This is a genomic window from Rhodococcus sp. SB1D (assembly GCF_048573875.1).
GTDB classification, from domain to species: domain Bacteria; phylum Actinomycetota; class Actinomycetes; order Mycobacteriales; family Mycobacteriaceae; genus Rhodococcus_F; species Rhodococcus_F qingshengii.
In genome coordinates this window covers 43,243-60,218 of the sequence record NZ_JBMAIQ010000006.1, presented here as the reverse complement: position 1 = coordinate 60,218, position 16,976 = coordinate 43,243, and the positions used below count along the sequence as shown (strand labels likewise).

The window sequence follows — 16,976 nt, the reverse complement described above, 5'->3', positions numbered from 1 at the left end:
CCAGCCTGCAGCCAGCCATTCATCAATGGGCAGCTACTCCGCTCCGTCAATGGGCGGCTACTCCGCTCTGTCAATGGGCGGCTACTCCGCCGTGACCCCCGTGATGCATCCGCGCACTCATCACCGGCATCGCACTCACCGCGACCACAACGGTCAGGACCCCGACCACCCAGGCCGTCCACGACGCACCGCGTAGAGCGTCGAAGCTCATGACCCAGGGTGAAATGAACATCAAGACGCCGAAAACGCCCATCGCGTAATCCGCCATGGCCATGTCCGGACGTGCCATGTGCGCCAGACCCGACAGTGCAACCAGGACACCCAGGACGACGAGTGACCACATTGCCCGATCGGTGGTGTCGAGCCACATCGGCGAGAGAGCCGCAAAGACGCCGAGAACCACCGCGACGGCATCTTGCATTCGATTCCACGACTTCATGACGAGACCTCCAAAGACGAGAGTGTGTCCACCTGTAGTACACGCCCGCGGCAGATCGAGATCAACTCTCCGCCAATTGCATTCGCGTTGCAGTTAGAGGCGATGTGGAGGCTCGAATATCAAGATTTGTGACTATTCGTCCGGATTGCCACGAGCCCGCGCGGAGCGCTGGCCGCGATATGTCCCGAGAGTGCCATGAGGGTGAGAGTGGTGAATGCGATAGCGGCGGTGATCATGGGTGGTCCTTTCACTGACTGTCTTCGAGTGTCGTCTGCCGACCTGTGGCCGAGCAGGGCACACGGTGTGAGGACGCTGAGAGAATCGAAGAGTCCGCACAGACGACCCGTGAGAAGGTTCTGGGGTGACGCAATCGAGTGCCCAGGACGTGATCGAACAGTTGGCCGACCTCGCGGATCCCGCGGATGCCGTCCAGCTACAGAAGTTCTTCAAGACAGCGCCGGGGGAGTACGGCGAGGGTGACGTCTTCATCGGCGTGCGAGTACCGAAGACGCGCTCGGTGGTGAAGAAGCATGTCGGTCTCGAGTTGCCTCAGGTACGCCTCCTTCTCGACAGCGACGTCCACGAGCATCGGTTGGCCGGTCTGTTGATCCTGGTTGCTCGATTCGAAAAGGTCAGTCGCCCAAAATTTTTCGACGACGAGAGTCGCGCCCGCATCGCCGACTTCTATCTCAGCGCTGTCGAGGACGGGCGGGTGAACAATTGGGATCTCGTGGATTCGTCCGCCGGACAGATCCTCGGCGGCTGGCTGTACGACCGAGATCGCCGGCTGATCTTCGAGCTTTCCGATTCGGGTGACCTGTGGCGACGACGGGTGGCGCTGCTGACGACGTACGGATTCATCACTCGCGGCGACGGGTCGACCACGCTCGAGCTTGCCGCGCAGGTGCTGGGTGATCGACGAGACTTGACCCAGAAAGCGATGGGCTGGATGCTCCGCGAGGTGGGCAAGCGGGTGGACCGGGATTTGTTGACCGGTTTCCTCGGGAAGAATGCAGCAGACATGGGACGCACGGCACTGAGCTACGCGTGCGAACACCTGACCGCAGACGAGCGAGCGCACTTCCGGGCGGCCCGCTAGCGAAGTACCGCTCGGTAGGTTGTGGGACGATTCTCAGTATGCCCGCCACCCGTGTCGAGGCGTCTCGAATTGTGACGATCGGTTCACTGATCGCTGCCGGCGTCGCAGCTCTGTGTTATCTCGTGTACTCCGTTCGAGCCGTCGAACCCGTTGATTTTCTCGTCTACCGCTACGCTGCCCAGGCGTTCGCAGCGGGATCGAACATCTACGAGGGCAATCTGTCCGGCCCGTTGATCGTCGACGAGGGCATGCCGTTCACCTACACCCCATTCGCGGTGATCTTCCTCTGGCCGACTGTCCTCTTCGACTGGTGGACTGCCTATCTGCTGTGGTCGGGATTGTGCATCGCGGCGTTGGTGTGGACGGTTGCGAGGTTCACTCCCGCTCGCGTCCCCAGGCGGCCGCTCGTCATGGCGGCATTGGTCCTGGCCGTGTCGGTGACTCCCATCGTCAGTGCGCACATCTCATTCGGCCAGGTGAACTTGGTGCTGATGGTGCTCGTACTGCTCGACGTGACTCGCCGAGAGGATTCGAGATTCGGCCGGTGGTTTCCGCGAGGACTGCTGATCGGCGTCGCGGCCGCGATCAAGCTGACTCCGGCTCTCTTCATCGTCTACTTCGTCGTCACGAAGCAGTGGCGACTCGCGATCTGGAGTTCGATCGGATTTGCCGCGGCGACCGCCGTCGCAGCAGTGGTGGACCCGGCCGTCAGCTGGACCTTCTGGTCGGACGTCGTCTGGAACCTCAGCGACCGGGTGGATTTGAGCGGGCAGGCGATCGCGAGTGCCGGCAACAGTTCGCTGCAGGGCGGACTTGCCGCGCTGGGCCCATGGACAGCGTCTCTGGCGATGCCGTCGACCGTGCTGTGCGCGGGGGTAGCGCTATGGATCGCCCGAGATGTCTATCGCGTCGGGCGAGCGGTCGATGCGGCGTTGGTGATCGGATTGAGCGCGCCGATTCTTTCGCCGATCAGCTGGATTCACCACTGGGTGTATCTCGTGCCTGCCGCCGTCACGGTTCTTTTTCGGCTTCGATCGCCGCTGCAGTTCGGTGCGGCCGCTCTGGGGTTGGCCATCGTCTACTGCGGGCCGAGTATGGGACAGCAGTTCATCGAGACGTCACCGCTCCTGCTGCCGTTCGGGTTGGTCCTTCGTGAGGGTTTCCTGATCGTGACCCTCGCACTGATTCTTGCGCTGTGGAGGTTGCCCACAACGGAGCCTGCGTGGGTTTCGCGGCGGGACTCGGAAGATGACTCGGGAGACTCCGAACATGACAAAGCCCCCGATTCCGCAGGGAATCAGGGGCCGTCATGCATCGAGGCAGGGTTCAGAACTCGATCTTCAGGTGATCGGTGATCGGCTTCGCCTGGCAACCGAGGATGTAGCCGTTCGCCACGTCCTCGGCGTCGAGGATTTCGGAGTTGTCCATCTGAACTTCGCCTTCGGTGACGGTGCAGGCACACGACCCGCACTCGCCTTCCTGGCAGGAGTACGGCACGTCGAGGCCCTTGGCGAGCATGATGTCGACGAGCGTCTGCTTGCGCGGCCAGACGAGGGTGTGGGTTTCACCGTCCAGTTCGACCTCGACGGTTGCGGCGTCGGCTGCTTCCTCGTCGGAGACCTCGGCTACCTCGACGTCACGGAACGGGTCACCCGCGAGTGAATTGAAGACCTCGGCGTGAACCTGCGTGCGGGGCATGCCGGCCTCTGCCAGTGCCTTGTGGACGGCGTCCATGAAGGGGCCTGGACCGCACATGAAGGCCTCGTACGCGACAAATGGCTTGGCCAGTGTCGCCAACTGTGAGACGGCGGGGAGTCCCTGCACGGTTTCGATCCAGTGGACAACGGTGAGGCGGCCGGGGTGTTGCGCTGCCAATTCGCGAAGTTCGGCGCCGAAGATGACGGACTTCTCGTCGCGGTTCGCGTAGATCAGCACGACGTTGCCGCTGCCCTGCGTGAGGGCGGACTTGAGGATCGAGATCACCGGAGTGATTCCGCTGCCTGCACCGAAGAGCAGGAAGTCGTGATCGAGCGACTTGGGCGTGAAGACACCTGACGGCGGCAGCACTTCGATGGTGTCGCCGACCTGGAGCTTGTCGCACAACCAGTTGGAGCCGTAGCCGTCGACGGTTCGCTTGACGGTCACCTTGGGGGCGTCGTCGGTGAAGGGTGAACTGGCCAGCGAGTAGCAGCGTGCGACCGAGCCGGTCTGATCACTCGGGATGCGCAGGGTCAGGAATTGACCTGGCTTGTAGTCGAACTTGTCCTTCAGTTCTGCGGGAATCTCGAACACCAGCGACCGGGCGTCGGAAGTCTCTTCGATGACTCCGGACACGGTGAGTACCGCCGATCGCGAGCTGTGCGGTACCTCGACTGTCGTCATCGCGAAGCTAGTCCTCTCGTGAAGCTGGGTAAAGCGCAGGTCAGTGAAGTGCAACATCTAGAACGTGTTCTAGTTCAATGTTAGCAGTGATGAAAAGCTACTGGGGATCGTAGTCGCCGAGCAACACGTTCCCGATCAGCGGGAACCATGGCGGTCTGATCCAGCCGTCCTGGCAGTCCGGGGTGGCGTCGACCTGCCCGAACGGGCGGTTCGTGAGCGGCGTCCGGGCGGTTGAGCTGCCGAAGTCTGTGCACGGGCTGTTTGTCGGTACACAGTGGGAACCAGGTGAGACGCCGGTCACAAAGATTCGGCTCGAATCCCTCCCGCAGTCACATTCGTGCACATCCCTGAGGAGATACCGATGGCTATCGAGCTCAACCAGATCTGGGACTTTCCCATCAAGGAGTTCCACCCCTTCCCTCGCGCCCTGATGGGTGTGGGCGCTCACGACATCATCGGGGTGGAGGCCAAGAACCTCGGCTTCAAGCGCACCCTTCTGATGACGACCGGTCTGCGCGGTTCGGGCATCATCGAGGAACTCGTCGGCAAGATCGAGTACCAGGGTGTCGAGGTCGTGCTCTACGACAAGGTCGAGTCGAATCCCAAGGACTACAACGTCATGGAGGCCGCGGCTCTCTACCAGAAGGAGAAGTGCGACTCGATCATCTCGATCGGCGGTGGTTCGAGCCACGACGCCGCCAAGGGCGCTCGCGTCGTGATCGCACACGACGGTCGCAACATCAACGAGTTCGAGGGCTTCGCCAAGTCCACCAACAAGGAGAACCCGCCCCATATCGCCGTATCCACCACGGCCGGAACGGGTTCCGAGACGTCGTGGGCGTACGTCATCACCGACACGTCGGACATGAACAACCCGCACAAGTGGGTGGGCTTCGACGAGGCGACCATCGTCACCCTGGCGATCGACGATCCGCTGCTCTACTACACCTGCCCTCAGCATTTCACCGCGTACTGCGGCTTCGACGTACTCGCGCACGGCAGTGAGCCTTTCGTGTCTCGTCTCGATTTCGCGCCTTCGCTCGGTAACGCGATCTACTCGGTCGAGTTGGTCGCGAAGAACCTGCGCGAGGCCGTCTTCGAGCCGCGCAACCTCAAGGCCCGCGAGGGAATGATGAACGCGCAGTACATTGCCGGGCAGGCCTTCAACTCCGGTGGCCTCGGCATCGTTCACTCGATCTCGCACGCGGTCAGTGCCTTCTTCGACAGCCACCACGGTCTGAACAACGCCATCGCGTTGCCGCGTGTGTGGGAGTACAACCTGCCTTCGCGCTACGAGCGCTACGCCCAGTTGGCCGGCGCACTCGGTGTCGACACTCGCAACCTCACCACGGTTCAGGCCGCAGATGCTGCCGTCGAGGCTGCCATCCGTCTGGCCAAGGACGTCGGTATCCCCGACAACTTCGGTCAGGTTCGCACCGACTCGTACGCGAAGAACCAGATGAACACCAAGAAGTACGAGGGCCGTGGTGATGTCATCAAGGGTGACGAGAAGACTGTGCGCGCCATCTCCGAGCACATTCAGGACGACTGGTGCACCCCGGGCAATCCCCGTGAGGTCACCGTGGAGTCGATGATCCCGGTTGTCGATCACGCGATCAACAAGTCGTACTTCTAGCAGGGCCTTCGGCCCCGTGCGCCTTTTTGGTAGCCCGCACTACCAAAAAGGCGCACAGGGGCTTGCCCCCCCATGAAAGGTGTTCCATGCCCGGTCGCAGTTTCTCCAGCGGAATCGAAGTGAAAGATGCTCTGCGAGAGCAGGACTACATTGCCGATGACGAGTTCGCGGTAGTCGTTCATCTGGCGACGGCGCTGGGGCGTCCGCTCCTGCTCGAAGGGCCGGCCGGTGTCGGCAAGACGGAACTGGCTAAGTCTCTGGCTGCGATCGGGGGCCGCAAACTGGTGCGATTGCAGTGCTACGAAGGGCTGGACGACAATCGCGCCCTGTACGAATGGGACTACGCGAAGCAACTCCTGCACGTGCAGATGCTCCGCGACCGGATCAGCGATCAGGTTTCCGAATTCGACAGCGTCGCCGAAGCGTCCAAGTTTCTGGCCGATCAGGATTTCGGTTTGTACTCCGAGAACTTCCTGTCCGTACGACCGCTGCTCGAAGCAATCCTCTCACCCGATCCGGTAGTGCTTCTGGTCGACGAGGTAGATCGCACCGAGGAATCGATGGAAGCACTGCTCCTCGAGATTCTCGCCGAACAGCAGATCACCATTCCCGAGGTCGGTACGTTCGTTGCCCGCTCGCAGCCCTGGGTCATCCTGACGTCCAACGACACCCGCGAGCTCTCACCCGCGCTCAAGCGTCGTTGTCTGCATTACCATCTCGGCTATCCGACATCGGAGCGTGAACGCGAGATCGTCACGGCCCGAGCGCCTGAGGTGGATACGGCTACGGCCACCGAGGTCGTCGAATTGGCTCGCATCTTGCGTGATCTCCCGCTGCGCAAGAGCCCGTCCATCTCGGAGGTCATCGACGCGGCCAGAGCGGCAACAGTGCTCGCGGCCGGCGGATTCGACACCGCTTCCGACGCCAAGGTGCGCGACATCCTGCTCACGGCGTTGCTCAAGTACTCGTCCGATGTGACGCTGGCCAAGGAACGATTCGACGGAAAGCGTTTCGAATCATCGTCGCGTGACGGTGGCGAGCCGATCGAGCGGGCCACGGTGGCAAGCAAACCCGCCAACACGACGACGGCCGTGTTCCGGGGCACGGGTGGACGTGACCCTCATCAACAGGGAATCCGCGGCGGCAGCGGAATCCGTTCGACGCGATGACGACGCTCGGTGGCCTTGCCGTGTGGCAACCGTCGTTTGTTCTCGACGTGGTGTCCGCGAGTTTCGGCCGATTGCTGAGGGCGGCCGGAGTTTCCGCGTCACCGGCCGAGGTCATCGAGGTTCGGCGTGTTCTCGCGATGGTCGGCGCTTCGGATCGTGAGACGTTGCGAGCATGTCTTCGGGCAGTGTGCGCCAAGTACTCTCACGAGCAGGCCGGTTTCGATCGGGCATTCGACGCGCTGTTCCGGCCGGCCGCAGGCAAAGCGCACGGCGAGCGGATGGGGTCGCGCGCCGAGGTGGCGGACGGTCTGCCCACCGCGCTGGGGATCGACGAGGATCAAGAAGTTGGTCGGTACGCCGAGTACAACGAGCGTGCAGCCGAGGTCGGCGACTACTTCGACACTCCGGAAGCGGAGAAGGGCTTCAACCCGCACAAGGACGACGACGATGTGTCGATGACGTCGAGCGATGCCGAACTGTCGGTCGATACCGGTTCGGAGACCGGTCGACGCGGAGTCAGTTACACGGTCGACGTGGACCGTGCAGCATCGGCGGTGGTCGGTGACCTGAGCACCAGTGTTGCTGCAGCAGTGGTCGGCTCGCTGTCCTGGGACGATCCGACGTCGATCCTCGCCTGGTTGGATGCCTACGACCCGAGCAAAGCGTATGCAGATGTCTCCGACGACGGGCCGTTGACGCAAGCACAATTGAACCGGCTCGTCGAGGCGGTCGAAGCGTTCGTGCAAGCACTCTCGGCAGCTGCACTCGCCGAAACCGCTCCCGATGCGCCCGACAGTGAATCTGCCGCGGGCGCAACGCACAACGACATCGAACTCGCGTGCCACGAAGTGCTTCGGCGGATGAGAGGACCGTCCAGACCTCGGCCCCGTGAGCGCTCTCGTGGGCATCTCGACATGCGGCGCACGGTGCGTTCGAGCCTGCGCACCGACGGGATACCCTTCCATCTCGTCGTGAAAGCTCCTCGCCCCGATCGTGTTCGACTACTTCTCATCGCCGACGTGTCGCTGTCCGTGCGCCCCATCACCGCGTTCACTCTGCGCTTGGCTCAGGCAATGCATCGCCGAGCAGATCGTTGTGAAGTCCTCGCCTTCGTCGATCGTCCGGTCGACGTGACCGACACCCTTCTCGCCAGTAGTGGTGACGGCGCACTGGCCGCGGTACTCGCGCACCCGGGTCTGGATCTGGAAGCCAGCAGCGATTACGGGCGGGTGCTCACAGAATTGTTGGACGAGCACGGAAACACCTTGAACTCACGGACGTCTGTCATCATCGTGGGCGACGGTCGGTGCAACGGGTTGCCCCCGCAGGTGGACAAGCTCGAGGAACTCCGCCGAAAGGTCCACCGTCTGGCCTGGATCACGCCTGAACCACAGCGTTACTGGAACCAGGCATCGTGCGCGATGCCGGAGTATTCGGAGATCTGCGACGAGGTTGTTGTTGCCCGAGATGCCGCGCAACTGATGGCAAAGGCCGCCGAGCTGGGGCACGCACTTCGCTGATGTCAGTGCACTTCACCGATGTCACTGCGCGATCTGTCGTGAACTAGTTTGATCTCGTGTCCGAAATCAGGGGATCGATCTGGCGACCGATCGCGGCGCTGACAGTGCTCGGCGCCGTGTGTGGGGTTGTGGCGCTCGGCGTGTTTCAGTGGTGGTGGAAGTCGTTGGCGTCACCGCACATTCTCACCGGAGGATCCTATCGGGAGCCGTTTTCCGAACCGACATACACCGGACCCATATTCATGGACCTCTTTCCGGCAGAACCTGCCCCGTGGTTGTACTCGGGACTGGTCCTCGGACCGACGGCGGTGGGCTTGCTCGCCGGGATCGTGTTCGTGGTCTTCGTCCGGTGTAATCGTGCGCAGAGCCGCGCGAGTACACCGGACGAATCATCAGAGCGCTAGCAACGCGCGCGAGCGCAGGCGAGGGTCTGCCAACGGACGTAGCGCCAAGCGCAGCAGGACCAAGACGTTGTCGTCGCCGGCAATCCTGTTGACTTTCAACGTATTGCACTCGACACACTGGTGAACGAGCATCCATTCACCGTCTTGACGGACCGACAGGCAGAGCGCCGCCATGGCACCTCGGCACTGTTGTGCTCGGTCGCCCGGAACGCGACCGTCCACGTGGCGGCTGGCCAGACAGTTCGGGCAGTGGTTCCGATGAGCGGTACCCGGCGCCGCAGTGGAGATGTCCAAACGGCATGTGAGACAACGGAAGCTCGATCCTTGTTCTCCACCGATTCCGTGCAGTACGTGCTTGGCCCGTTGCGGTGCCCGCCGCGGGCGGGTGCTGGGATTCCTACGTGGCATCTGATTCCTCCTCACAAGTCGCCGAAGGCTTCGAGCGGGAAGGGCGGTTGCGCGAGCGGCCGCACTGCCATTCTCATCAACAACAACTGGTTGTCGTCTCGGCTGACGGGGTTGGAGGTGAGCTCGAGGCACTGTGCGCAGCGGTGGATGATCATCCAATCGCCACTGCGCAGTACTGCGATCGAAATGGGAGCCATCCGCATTCCGCAGTCCGACGGTCCACCTTCCACCTGGTCGAACAGGTGTCGGGAATGCAGGCAACTGGGGCAGTGGTTTCGGCGATCACCATCGGGGCCGTACGTCATGACTGTGAGTCCGCACTGAATGCAAGAGAAGGTGTCGGTTTTCGAGATGGAATTGTGTGATTGAGGCACTGGAGAACTCCTAGCTGAGTGAACAAAGCAGTAGGAGCAGGCCGAGGGGGCCTCGCGGCTGTCAGTCCGACGTTTCGAGGATCAGCATGTGACCCTCGAGGTTGCCGGCAGTGCAGGGGCGAGAGGCGCGCTCGGCGCGGGCTGGGTCATAAACACCTTCTGAATCGGTTCTACGGGCCACTCTGGCCGCAACCGAAAGTACAGCGGGACCTTCTCGCCGCGCCATTCATTTTCCCGAGACGCCTTACCTGCCCGAACGGGTAGGTAAGCGCCTCTCCTTCGGTGGGTGTGCCCCGACTGCTGTCCGCGTAGGCTCGGGGCCAGCGATTGTAAGGTGGATCACACCAGTTTGTGCACGTGGGAGTTGATGCGCTGAGAGCGACGGATGCGAAATCCCGACCGGAGATCTCAGAGCAGCGAGAGGAGAGTGGGGTCGTGTCCGTGGCATACCCGGATGCTGTGAACCACGGTGTTCATCGCCGCGGCACTGCTGCTCGACTGGTCAAATTTCACGCCCCCGAGATCGTCTTCGGTATCGGTTCCCTGGTCGAGGCAGCACACGCGACTCTGAGGTTCGGCGGGTTCCGACCATTCCTGGTCACCGATCCCGGTCTGATCGACGCGGGATGGGTCGGCGAACTCGAAGACCATCTCACGGAGCAGGGATTGACGGCGACGGTGTGGTCAGGGCTGACGCCCAATCCCAAGGACTTCGAGATCGCGGCCGGTTTCGAGGTGTACCAGGAAGGCGAGTGTGACGTCATCATCGCGCTCGGCGGCGGTTCGGTCATCGACGCGGCTAAAGGTGTAGCCGTCCTCGCTGCCAACGGTGGCAACATACTCGACTACGAGGGGGTAGATCAGGCGACCAAACCGATCCCGCCGTTGGTGATGGTTCCCACCACGTCCGGCACGGGCGCGGACGTGTCGCAGTTCTGCATCGTCACGGACACGACCCGCGGCACCAAGATCACCATCATCGGCCGGGCGCTGGTTCCCGATGTGACGGTCATCGATCCGCGGTTGCTCACGACGATGCCCGAGTGGCTCAATGCGGCAACAGGATTGGACGCACTGACGCACGGAATCGAAGCCTTCGTCTCACTGGCGCACAATCCGTTGACCGATCATCACGCGCTCCGCGCTGTCGGCCTCGTGACCGAGAATCTGGTGCACACGATCCAGGACCCGATGGAGATGGAAGCTCGATCGGTGATGGCGCAGGCGAGCCTCGAGGCCGGGTTAGCGTTCACCAACGCGATACTCGGAGCCGCGCACGCCATGAGCCATCAGGTGGGCGGCATGCTCGACCTTCCGCACGGCGTCATCAACGGAATTCTCTTGCCCCACGTCATCCGGTTCAATTCCACCACGGACGCCGCCCCCTTTGTCGCCATCGCTGCGGCACTGAGTCTTCCCGAGCAGCGCGGCACCCCGGAGGAAGCAGCGCTGGCGGTGGCCGACCGTGTCGAACGTCTCGCCCGGGAGGTCGGTGTGCCGAAGGGGCTGGGGGAGTTGGGTGTTCGCGAGGAAGACCTGAGTAGGCTCGCCAGCTTCGCGTTGCTCGACGCCTGCATGTCCACCAATCCCAGGGAAGCGACGCAGGAACAGATGGTGGCGTTGTTCCGAGGTGCCTTGTGAAGATGGACGCTGTGAAGATGGACGCTGTGAAGAGGGCCGCTGTGAATTGGTGCAGGCGATGACCGCGGACCTGTCCCGGCTCACCGGATTACGATCGGGTAAGAGTTCGTTCTACCCGCAGTATCGCGGTGCGGCCGAGCGCCTCGAACGCGTCGTGCATGCCTTGGAGTTGATCTCGCGGGCTTTGGTGCGCACCGTCGAGGGGCCGGAAACCCTCGTCTGCGCGGTCGCGGAAGCTGCCCGTGCGCATCTGAGTGCCAACTGGATAGTCTTCGCCTTGGCTGACGGAACTTTGCCCGACGCCGGACCACGGCGACTGGTTCTCGGCCCGGACGCCACCCCTTTTCTGGTCGACAATGTGGAGGGGCCGCCACTTCCGGAGGATGTCGTCGAATGCCTCGACGACATCCGGTACGGAAGAATCGAATCCAACTCGGTGATCGACGCGCACTACGCGTTTGTGCCGATCGTGCTCGGTGGCGGCGTGGTAGGTGCCTTTGCAGCCTGGACGCCGGCCAACCGAACCCTCGACACGACGGACGGAGCCGTGCTCAGCATTCTGGCCAGCCAGACTGCTGTGGCTCTGCAGAATTCGGCGCTCTATCAGCGCGGACAACTGCTGCTCGAGCGTGCCGAAGATGCGTATGCGGAGGCCAATCGTACTGCAGCCGACCTTGCGGTGCGCAACAGCGAATTGGAGTCCACCCAGCGTCAACTCGGAGTGGCGCACCGGCACCAAGTGGTCGACGACGAACGTCACCGGATCGCCCGCGAACTGCACGACAGTGTGACACAGGCGGTGTTGTCGGCCGGCATGCAGATCGAGGTCTGCCGGAGTGACATCCCGGAGGCTGAACGCAGTGAAAGACTGGACTTGGCAAAGGATTTGACCAGGAGGGCGGTCGAGCAGCTTCGTTCGGCGATCTACGCGCTCAATCATTCGTCGGACGCGGACCGGACGTCGTTGCCCGAGATGCTCGAGCAACTCGGCGTGGTTCACATGCCGGACGAGTTGGCGGTGAGCGTTCGCGTCGACGGTACCCCGACCGAACTTCCGGGCGATGCCGAACACGCTCTTCTCCGGATCGCGGGGGAAGCTCTCTTCAATGCAGCGGTCCATGCTCACGCGAATCGGGCGGTGCTACGTCTGACCTATCGGGCGGACTCCGTGTTGCTGTCGGTCTCCGACGACGGTGACGGCGACCCTGCGCGAATGCGTCTGATCCTCAAACTCGCAGCCACCAACGACGTCGACGGCCGCCATCGCGGTCTCGCGAACATGCAGGCGCGAACACTCGAGTTGGGTGGTGCGCTCGAAGTACGGCGCGCGCGGATCGGTGGGATTCAGATTCTCGTGCGACTACCACTGCCGTTCGACTCGGGCATGGAAAACCTTTGCTCCACAACTGAAATCGAGAGCGAGGAATCATGACCACTGCGCGTCCCGTCATCACCCGCGGAGCATCGCCGGTTCAGGGATTGGTTCGAATCGTCCTGGTCGACGACCATGCAATTCTGCGGCAAGGGCTCCGCTCGGTTCTCGAGCGCGAAAGCGATCTCGAGATCGTGGGGGAGGCTTCGTCCCTCGCCGAGGCACTCGCCGTGGTCGACAAGGTCGGCCCGGACATCGTCCTGATGGATCTCAAACTCTCCGCCAGTTCCGACTACGAGGGACTGACCCTGTGTGGCCAGCTGTCCTCGGCGCATCCCGGCCTCGGACTGTTGGTTCTCACCACGTTTCTCGACGATCAACTGGTGGTGCGAGCGGTGCACGCGGGTGCTCGCGGCTATGTCGTCAAAGACGTCGACACCACCGAATTGGTGCGTGCGATCAGGGCGGTCTCGCGGGGTGAGAGTGCGTTCGATTCGCGCAGCGCGTCAGCTGTCGTGCGATCGCTCAACGGGCAGTCGTCGTCGAAAGAACGATTGACCGATCGCGAACTCGAAGTGCTCAGACTCCTCGCAAACGGCTTGTCCAACATCAAAATCGGTGAGAGATTGTTCATCTCACCGACCACCGTCAAGTTTCACGTCAGCAACATCATGCGCAAACTCGAGGTGAGCCGTCGAGCAGAGGCCGTCTACGCCGCGAGTAAGCAAGGTCTGATCTAGCTCTGCTCGGAGACCGTCCAGGCGCGCAGCGCTTGATGCTGTAGGAGGAGCACGCTCGAACGAGTTGTGCGCAGAGTCGATGCGGTCATCTCGGCAGTCAGACCCACTGCGATTCGTAGTACCAGAACCTCACGTTGGTCGTCGGTCAGGCGGCGCGGGCGTTTGAATTGTCCGTCGATGTTGCGTGACTGGGGAATTGACGCAATTCGTCGAGAGGCCAACTCGTACGCGAAGGTCTCGATGCGTGTGTCGGCCGAGATCGTGTCGGACATTCGTGTGACGACGTCCAGGGTGCATTGGTGGGCGAGATCGTCGGCGAACGTCGCGACGGGCGTCCCGAGGAGTCTGGCGCGATAGTAGAGAACGACGCGAGGGTGCAACCGGGCCAGTAGTTTCGACAATGCATGGTGATCACCGGCGAATGCCTCGGCGGCGGTGCGATTCAGGGAAATCGATCGTTCACAGGTTTCGGGTGAAGCGGTACGCGCGAAGGGTGGAGTCGGTGAAGTGTTCGCGCCCCTGATCGACAGCTTCATCAGCAACTCCTCGATTACACCGCACCTGACCATGCTGGAACGAGAATTGAGGTACCCCGCCGAAATTGCGGGTAAACCTGAAGTTACCTGCCAGGTGTCCGGTCTTTTCGCCGGGAGCGCCAGTCCGCGAGCATTCGCGGCATTTCCGCGGCCATGAAGTCGAAGAAGTCGCGCAGATCTGCCATTCGATCGCCGGCTGTTGTTCCTTCACCGAGGACTCGTATGCCCTCGTCCGCAACTGCCGAGACCTGGTAGAGCGAGGACTGTTTCGTGACAAACGCGTCGGCCCACATGTCGACGCTGACGCAGTAGTGCTGACGCCGCGATCCGGGGACGGCCACACGCTCGATCAATCCGACTTGCTGGAGGTATCTGACGGCTCCGGAAATGGCGGCGGGGCTCACTCCCAACCGAGATCCGAGATCTCCTGGCGTGGACGAGGGTGCCTCGCTGGTCATCAACGCGGCCCAGACGCGGGCGGGCATCGGCGGAAAACCCATGTTGCTCAGTACGAGTGAGAGTCGCTCGACATAGTGTCGGCTCTCGTCCGGTGCAACGGTGTGGCTGGTGTCGGTCATCGGAACCCTTCGATCTTTCCGTCTTTTCTATCTTCACACATTTGTGAAATCGGCGTACGGTCAAATTCATGGGTGCGGCAATTTCAGTGAAAAGCCTCGTCAAGACCTTCGGTACCACCCGCGCGCTGGACGGCCTCGACCTCGACGTCTCGACGGGTGAAGTGCACGGATTCCTGGGGCCGAACGGTTCCGGAAAGTCCACCACTATTCGGGTGCTCCTCGGCCTGCTCCGCTCGGACTCCGGAGACGCAACCGTTCTCGGCGGCGATCCGTGGCGAGACGCTGTCACTTTGCATCGACGTCTCGCCTATGTGCCTGGCGACGTGAATCTGTGGCCCAACCTCACCGGCGGTGAGGCTATCGATCTGTTGGCGGGCCTGCGCGGTGGCCTGGACCGAAAACGCCGCAGCGAGTTGCTCGATCGGTTCGAATTGGACCCGACCAAGAAGGCGCGCACGTACTCGAAAGGTAACCGGCAGAAGGTTGCACTCGTGGCCGCGTTCTCGTCCGACGTCGACCTTTACGTCCTCGACGAACCCACATCGGGGCTCGACCCGTTGATGGAGGCGGTATTCCAGGACTGCGTCGAGGAGGTGGCTCACGCCGGAAAGACGGTACTGCTGTCGAGCCATATCCTCGCCGAGGTCGAAGCGCTGTGCGATCGTGTGAGCATCATCCGCGACGGGCGGACGGTGGAAGAGGGAACACTGTCCGAACTCAGGCATCTCACGCGCACGTCCGTCGCGGCGGAGACGCAGCGTCCGATCGGTGGACTCGACGGACTCGGCGGTGTCCACGACGCGGTGATCGACGGTAACCACGTCACCTGCGAAGTCGACAGCGCGCAACTCGGACCACTCATGACGTACTTGGTCGGATTCGGAATCGTGGCGCTCACTTCCACTCCGCCGACTCTCGAAGAACTTTTCTTGCGGCATTACGGTGACGAACGGGCCAGGGAGACTTCGGTACACCTGCGAGCCGAGACCGGAGTACGGCCGTGACCGTTGTTGTCGAGGCCGCTCCACCGGTACCGGCCTCGGCAAGTCAATTCACCGGCACACGCCGACTGGTTCGGCTGGCTTTGCGGCGGGACCGAATTCAGCTCTCCGTGTGGGTTATCTCCATCGTCTTGTTCATGCTGCTGGTTGTCGCCAGTGTGACCGGGCTGTACTCGACACCCGAGGAATTACGAAACATCGCAGTCAGTTCCGCGGTATCGCCGGTCGCGCTGGCGACCAACGGGATCGTGTCCGGTGATTCGCAGGGCGCGATAGTCGCCAGTCAGTCGGTGCTCGTGTTCGCGTTGGTGGCCGCATTGATGAGCACCCTTGCGGTGGTTCGCCATACGCGACAGAACGAGGAGACCGGCCGAGCCGAGATGATCGGTGCAGCGGTGGTAGGTCGACGAGCGCTCCTGACCTCCGCACTGATCGTAACGGTCGGTGCGAACGTCGTTCTTGCACTGGGAATTGCACTGGGATCGATCGCCGTCGGTTTGCCTGTCGTCGGTTCGTTCGCGTTGGGCGCCTCGATAGGTGGGACCGGAATCGCGTTTGCCGGAGTGGCAGCCGTGACGGCGCAGATCACCGACGGTGCTCGTACGGCCAACGGCCTGGCGGGTGCCGCGATCGGCGTTGCGTTCATGCTGCGCGCGATCGGCGACGTGAACAGTACGGTCGTCGACGACGGAACTCGCGTGGTCAGTGGCTGGTGGTCGTGGCTCTCGCCGATCGGATGGGCACAACAGATCAGACCTTTCGACGACGACGCCTGGTGGATCCTGTTGTTGCTGATCGGATTCGCGGCTGTGCACGTGGTGGTGGCTTTTGTTCTCATCGGCCATCGCGATCAGGGAGCGGGACTCGTTCAGCCCCGACCCGGCCCGCCAGTCGCGGCATCGTGGCTACCGTCGGCTTGGGGCCTGGCGTGGCGCATGCAGCGAATGACGATGTTCTGGTGGATCTTTGCCGTTGTCATACTCGGGTTCGCGTACGGCGCTGTGGGCAACGAGATCGACGCGATGGTGGGATCGTCGCAGCAGACCGCGGAGATGTTCGAGAAACTTGGCGGCGGCGGATCGGATCTGGTGGATTCCTACTTGGCCACTGCTCTGGGGCTCACGTCGATAGTCATCGCGGCGTATTCGGTCCAGAGTCTTCTCCGGATGCGGGGCGAGGAAACTTCGGGACGGCTCGAACCGTTGCTGGCAACGTCTTTGTCGCGGTGGAGGTGGATGCTTTCCCACCTGGGTGTGGTTGTGGGCGGCGTGATCCTCGCGCACGTCTTGATGGGTGCCTTCACCGGATTTGCCTTCGGGCTCGTCACGGACGACATCGGCGGCAACACACTTCGCATGACTGGCGCCGCGTTGGCCTATCTGCCTGCGGTGCTCGTAGTCGTGGGGTTGGTGTCGTTGGCTTTCGGACTGTTTCCGACGTACGCGTCGGCGCTCTCCTGGGGAATCTTGGCGGCATGCATCGTGCTCGGGCAACTCGGCACGTTGCTGAAGCTTCCGCAGGTAGTGCTGGATCTGTCGCCCTACACTCACGTGCCGGGTGCCCCTGCCGAGCCGGTGACAGTTCTGCCACTGCTGGCAATGATCGTTGTGGCAGTGGTGCTTTCGACAGCATCGCTTGTTGCGTTCCGTCGTCGCGACCTCCAGGTGTAGGAGAGCT

At 62.3% G+C, this 16,976-nt stretch carries 17 protein-coding genes; 11 read left to right on the top strand and 6 right to left on the bottom strand.

Translation table 11 applies throughout. The features are described 5' to 3' along the window. Positions 1-70: 70 nt before the first annotated feature. Positions 71-439, bottom strand: coding sequence for an SPW repeat domain-containing protein (locus ACN50D_RS15155; protein ID WP_003941901.1), 369 nt, complete (start codon positions 437-439; stop codon positions 71-73). A gap of 361 nt (positions 440-800) precedes the next feature. Between ACN50D_RS15155 and ACN50D_RS15150 the strand changes: the two genes are divergently transcribed. Together ACN50D_RS15150 and ACN50D_RS15145 are read left to right on the top strand one after the other, a co-directional pair. After that, positions 801-1,538, top strand: a complete 738-nt coding sequence (locus tag ACN50D_RS15150; protein WP_212633891.1) for a DNA alkylation repair protein — start codon at positions 801-803, stop codon at positions 1,536-1,538. 38 nt (positions 1,539-1,576) lie between these two features. Further along, complete coding sequence (locus ACN50D_RS15145) at positions 1,577-2,893, top strand: glycosyltransferase 87 family protein (protein ID WP_212633890.1); 1,317 nt, start codon at positions 1,577-1,579, stop codon at positions 2,891-2,893. Here ACN50D_RS15145 and ACN50D_RS15140 read toward each other — a convergent pair. After that, entirely contained in the window at positions 2,865-3,920 is a 1,056-nt protein-coding gene (locus ACN50D_RS15140; protein WP_003941851.1) for a ferredoxin--NADP reductase, read from the bottom strand. The two genes, ACN50D_RS15145 and ACN50D_RS15140, sit on opposite strands and share 29 nt — an antisense overlap. Positions 3,921-4,281: 361 nt before the next feature. Here ACN50D_RS15140 and mdo point away from each other — a divergent pair, with 361 nt between their 5' ends. The 4 genes from mdo to ACN50D_RS15120 all read left to right on the top strand — a co-directional run bounded on the left by mdo (position 4,282) and on the right by ACN50D_RS15120 (position 8,649). Continuing rightward, positions 4,282-5,556: an NDMA-dependent methanol dehydrogenase gene (gene mdo / locus ACN50D_RS15135; RefSeq protein WP_003942095.1), complete on the top strand. Its 1,275-nt coding sequence runs from the start codon at positions 4,282-4,284 to the stop codon at positions 5,554-5,556. Between the two features lie 86 nt (positions 5,557-5,642). Next, positions 5,643-6,725 carry a MadB family AAA-type ATPase gene (locus tag ACN50D_RS15130; protein WP_065352147.1) on the top strand — a complete coding sequence of 361 codons (1,083 nt, stop codon included), beginning with the start codon at positions 5,643-5,645 and terminating at the stop codon, positions 6,723-6,725. Further along, positions 6,722-8,245, top strand: a complete 1,524-nt coding sequence (gene madC, locus ACN50D_RS15125; RefSeq protein WP_064443329.1) for a MadC family VWA domain-containing protein — start codon at positions 6,722-6,724, stop codon at positions 8,243-8,245. The genes ACN50D_RS15130 and madC overlap by 4 nt, the downstream gene beginning before the upstream one ends. 56 nt (positions 8,246-8,301) lie before the next feature. Continuing rightward, the gene (locus ACN50D_RS15120) at positions 8,302-8,649 is read left to right on the top strand and encodes a hypothetical protein (protein WP_064443330.1); all 348 of its coding nucleotides are present in this window, start codon (positions 8,302-8,304) and stop codon (positions 8,647-8,649) included. Here ACN50D_RS15120 and ACN50D_RS15115 read toward each other — a convergent pair. After that, a complete protein-coding gene (locus ACN50D_RS15115; protein WP_037129880.1) occupies positions 8,638-9,057 on the bottom strand; it encodes an RNHCP domain-containing protein in 420 nt (139 codons plus the stop codon). The two genes, ACN50D_RS15120 and ACN50D_RS15115, sit on opposite strands and share 12 nt — an antisense overlap. An 11-nt stretch (positions 9,058-9,068) precedes the next feature. Beyond that, entirely contained in the window at positions 9,069-9,431 is a 363-nt protein-coding gene (locus ACN50D_RS15110; protein ID WP_003941922.1) for an RNHCP domain-containing protein, read from the bottom strand. Positions 9,432-9,866: 435 nt separating this feature from the next. Here ACN50D_RS15110 and ACN50D_RS15105 point away from each other — a divergent pair, with 435 nt between their 5' ends. Genes ACN50D_RS15105 through ACN50D_RS15095 form a run of 3 tightly spaced genes read left to right on the top strand, consistent with a single transcriptional unit; the run spans position 9,867 to position 13,184 of the window. Beyond that, positions 9,867-11,072 (top strand): iron-containing alcohol dehydrogenase, encoded by a 1,206-nt coding sequence (locus ACN50D_RS15105; protein WP_212633889.1) that lies wholly within the window; start codon positions 9,867-9,869, stop codon positions 11,070-11,072. Between the two features lie 58 nt (positions 11,073-11,130). Continuing rightward, complete coding sequence (locus tag ACN50D_RS15100) at positions 11,131-12,504, top strand: MadS family sensor histidine kinase (protein ID WP_419970233.1); 1,374 nt, start codon at positions 11,131-11,133, stop codon at positions 12,502-12,504. After that, positions 12,501-13,184 (top strand): MadR family response regulator transcription factor, encoded by a 684-nt coding sequence (locus ACN50D_RS15095; RefSeq protein WP_003942005.1) that lies wholly within the window; start codon positions 12,501-12,503, stop codon positions 13,182-13,184. Before ACN50D_RS15100 ends, ACN50D_RS15095 begins: the two co-directional genes overlap by 4 nt. On the opposite strand, the gene ACN50D_RS15090 is transcribed toward ACN50D_RS15095, so the two are convergent. Both ACN50D_RS15090 and ACN50D_RS15085 read right to left on the bottom strand, forming a co-directional pair. Continuing rightward, positions 13,181-13,720 (bottom strand): hypothetical protein, encoded by a 540-nt coding sequence (locus tag ACN50D_RS15090; protein WP_007728324.1) that lies wholly within the window; start codon positions 13,718-13,720, stop codon positions 13,181-13,183. The two genes, ACN50D_RS15095 and ACN50D_RS15090, sit on opposite strands and share 4 nt — an antisense overlap. 83 nt (positions 13,721-13,803) lie before the next feature. Continuing rightward, the gene (locus ACN50D_RS15085) at positions 13,804-14,298 is read right to left on the bottom strand and encodes a GbsR/MarR family transcriptional regulator (RefSeq protein ID WP_047268922.1); all 495 of its coding nucleotides are present in this window, start codon (positions 14,296-14,298) and stop codon (positions 13,804-13,806) included. A 68-nt stretch (positions 14,299-14,366) separates the two neighbouring features. Between ACN50D_RS15085 and ACN50D_RS15080 the strand changes: the two genes are divergently transcribed. Then, positions 14,367-15,302, top strand: coding sequence for an ABC transporter ATP-binding protein (locus ACN50D_RS15080; RefSeq protein WP_003942009.1), 936 nt, complete (start codon positions 14,367-14,369; stop codon positions 15,300-15,302). Continuing rightward, positions 15,299-16,969: an ABC transporter permease gene (locus ACN50D_RS15075; RefSeq protein ID WP_212633888.1), complete on the top strand. Its 1,671-nt coding sequence runs from the start codon at positions 15,299-15,301 to the stop codon at positions 16,967-16,969. The genes ACN50D_RS15080 and ACN50D_RS15075 overlap by 4 nt, the downstream gene beginning before the upstream one ends. Positions 16,970-16,976 lie beyond the last annotated feature (7 nt).

Excerpts from the sequence above, each read along its gene's own strand:
- ACN50D_RS15085 (WP_047268922.1), bottom strand. The coding sequence starts at position 14,298 with ATGACCGACACCAGCCACACCGTTGCACCGGACGAGAGCCGACACTAT.
- ACN50D_RS15095 (WP_003942005.1), top strand. The coding sequence starts at position 12,501 with ATGACCACTGCGCGTCCCGTCATCACCCGCGGAGCATCGCCGGTTCAG.
- mdo (WP_003942095.1), top strand. The coding sequence starts at position 4,282 with ATGGCTATCGAGCTCAACCAGATCTGGGACTTTCCCATCAAGGAGTTC.
- madC (WP_064443329.1), top strand. The coding sequence starts at position 6,722 with ATGACGACGCTCGGTGGCCTTGCCGTGTGGCAACCGTCGTTTGTTCTC.
- ACN50D_RS15130 (WP_065352147.1), top strand. The coding sequence starts at position 5,643 with ATGCCCGGTCGCAGTTTCTCCAGCGGAATCGAAGTGAAAGATGCTCTG.
- ACN50D_RS15115 (WP_037129880.1), bottom strand. The coding sequence starts at position 9,057 with ATGCCACGTAGGAATCCCAGCACCCGCCCGCGGCGGGCACCGCAACGG.
- ACN50D_RS15140 (WP_003941851.1), bottom strand. The coding sequence starts at position 3,920 with ATGACGACAGTCGAGGTACCGCACAGCTCGCGATCGGCGGTACTCACC.
- ACN50D_RS15080 (WP_003942009.1), top strand. The coding sequence starts at position 14,367 with ATGGGTGCGGCAATTTCAGTGAAAAGCCTCGTCAAGACCTTCGGTACC.
- ACN50D_RS15100 (WP_419970233.1), top strand. The coding sequence starts at position 11,131 with ATGACCGCGGACCTGTCCCGGCTCACCGGATTACGATCGGGTAAGAGT.
- ACN50D_RS15145 (WP_212633890.1), top strand. The coding sequence starts at position 1,577 with ATGCCCGCCACCCGTGTCGAGGCGTCTCGAATTGTGACGATCGGTTCA.
- ACN50D_RS15155 (WP_003941901.1), bottom strand. The coding sequence starts at position 439 with ATGAAGTCGTGGAATCGAATGCAAGATGCCGTCGCGGTGGTTCTCGGC.
- ACN50D_RS15090 (WP_007728324.1), bottom strand. The coding sequence starts at position 13,720 with ATGAAGCTGTCGATCAGGGGCGCGAACACTTCACCGACTCCACCCTTC.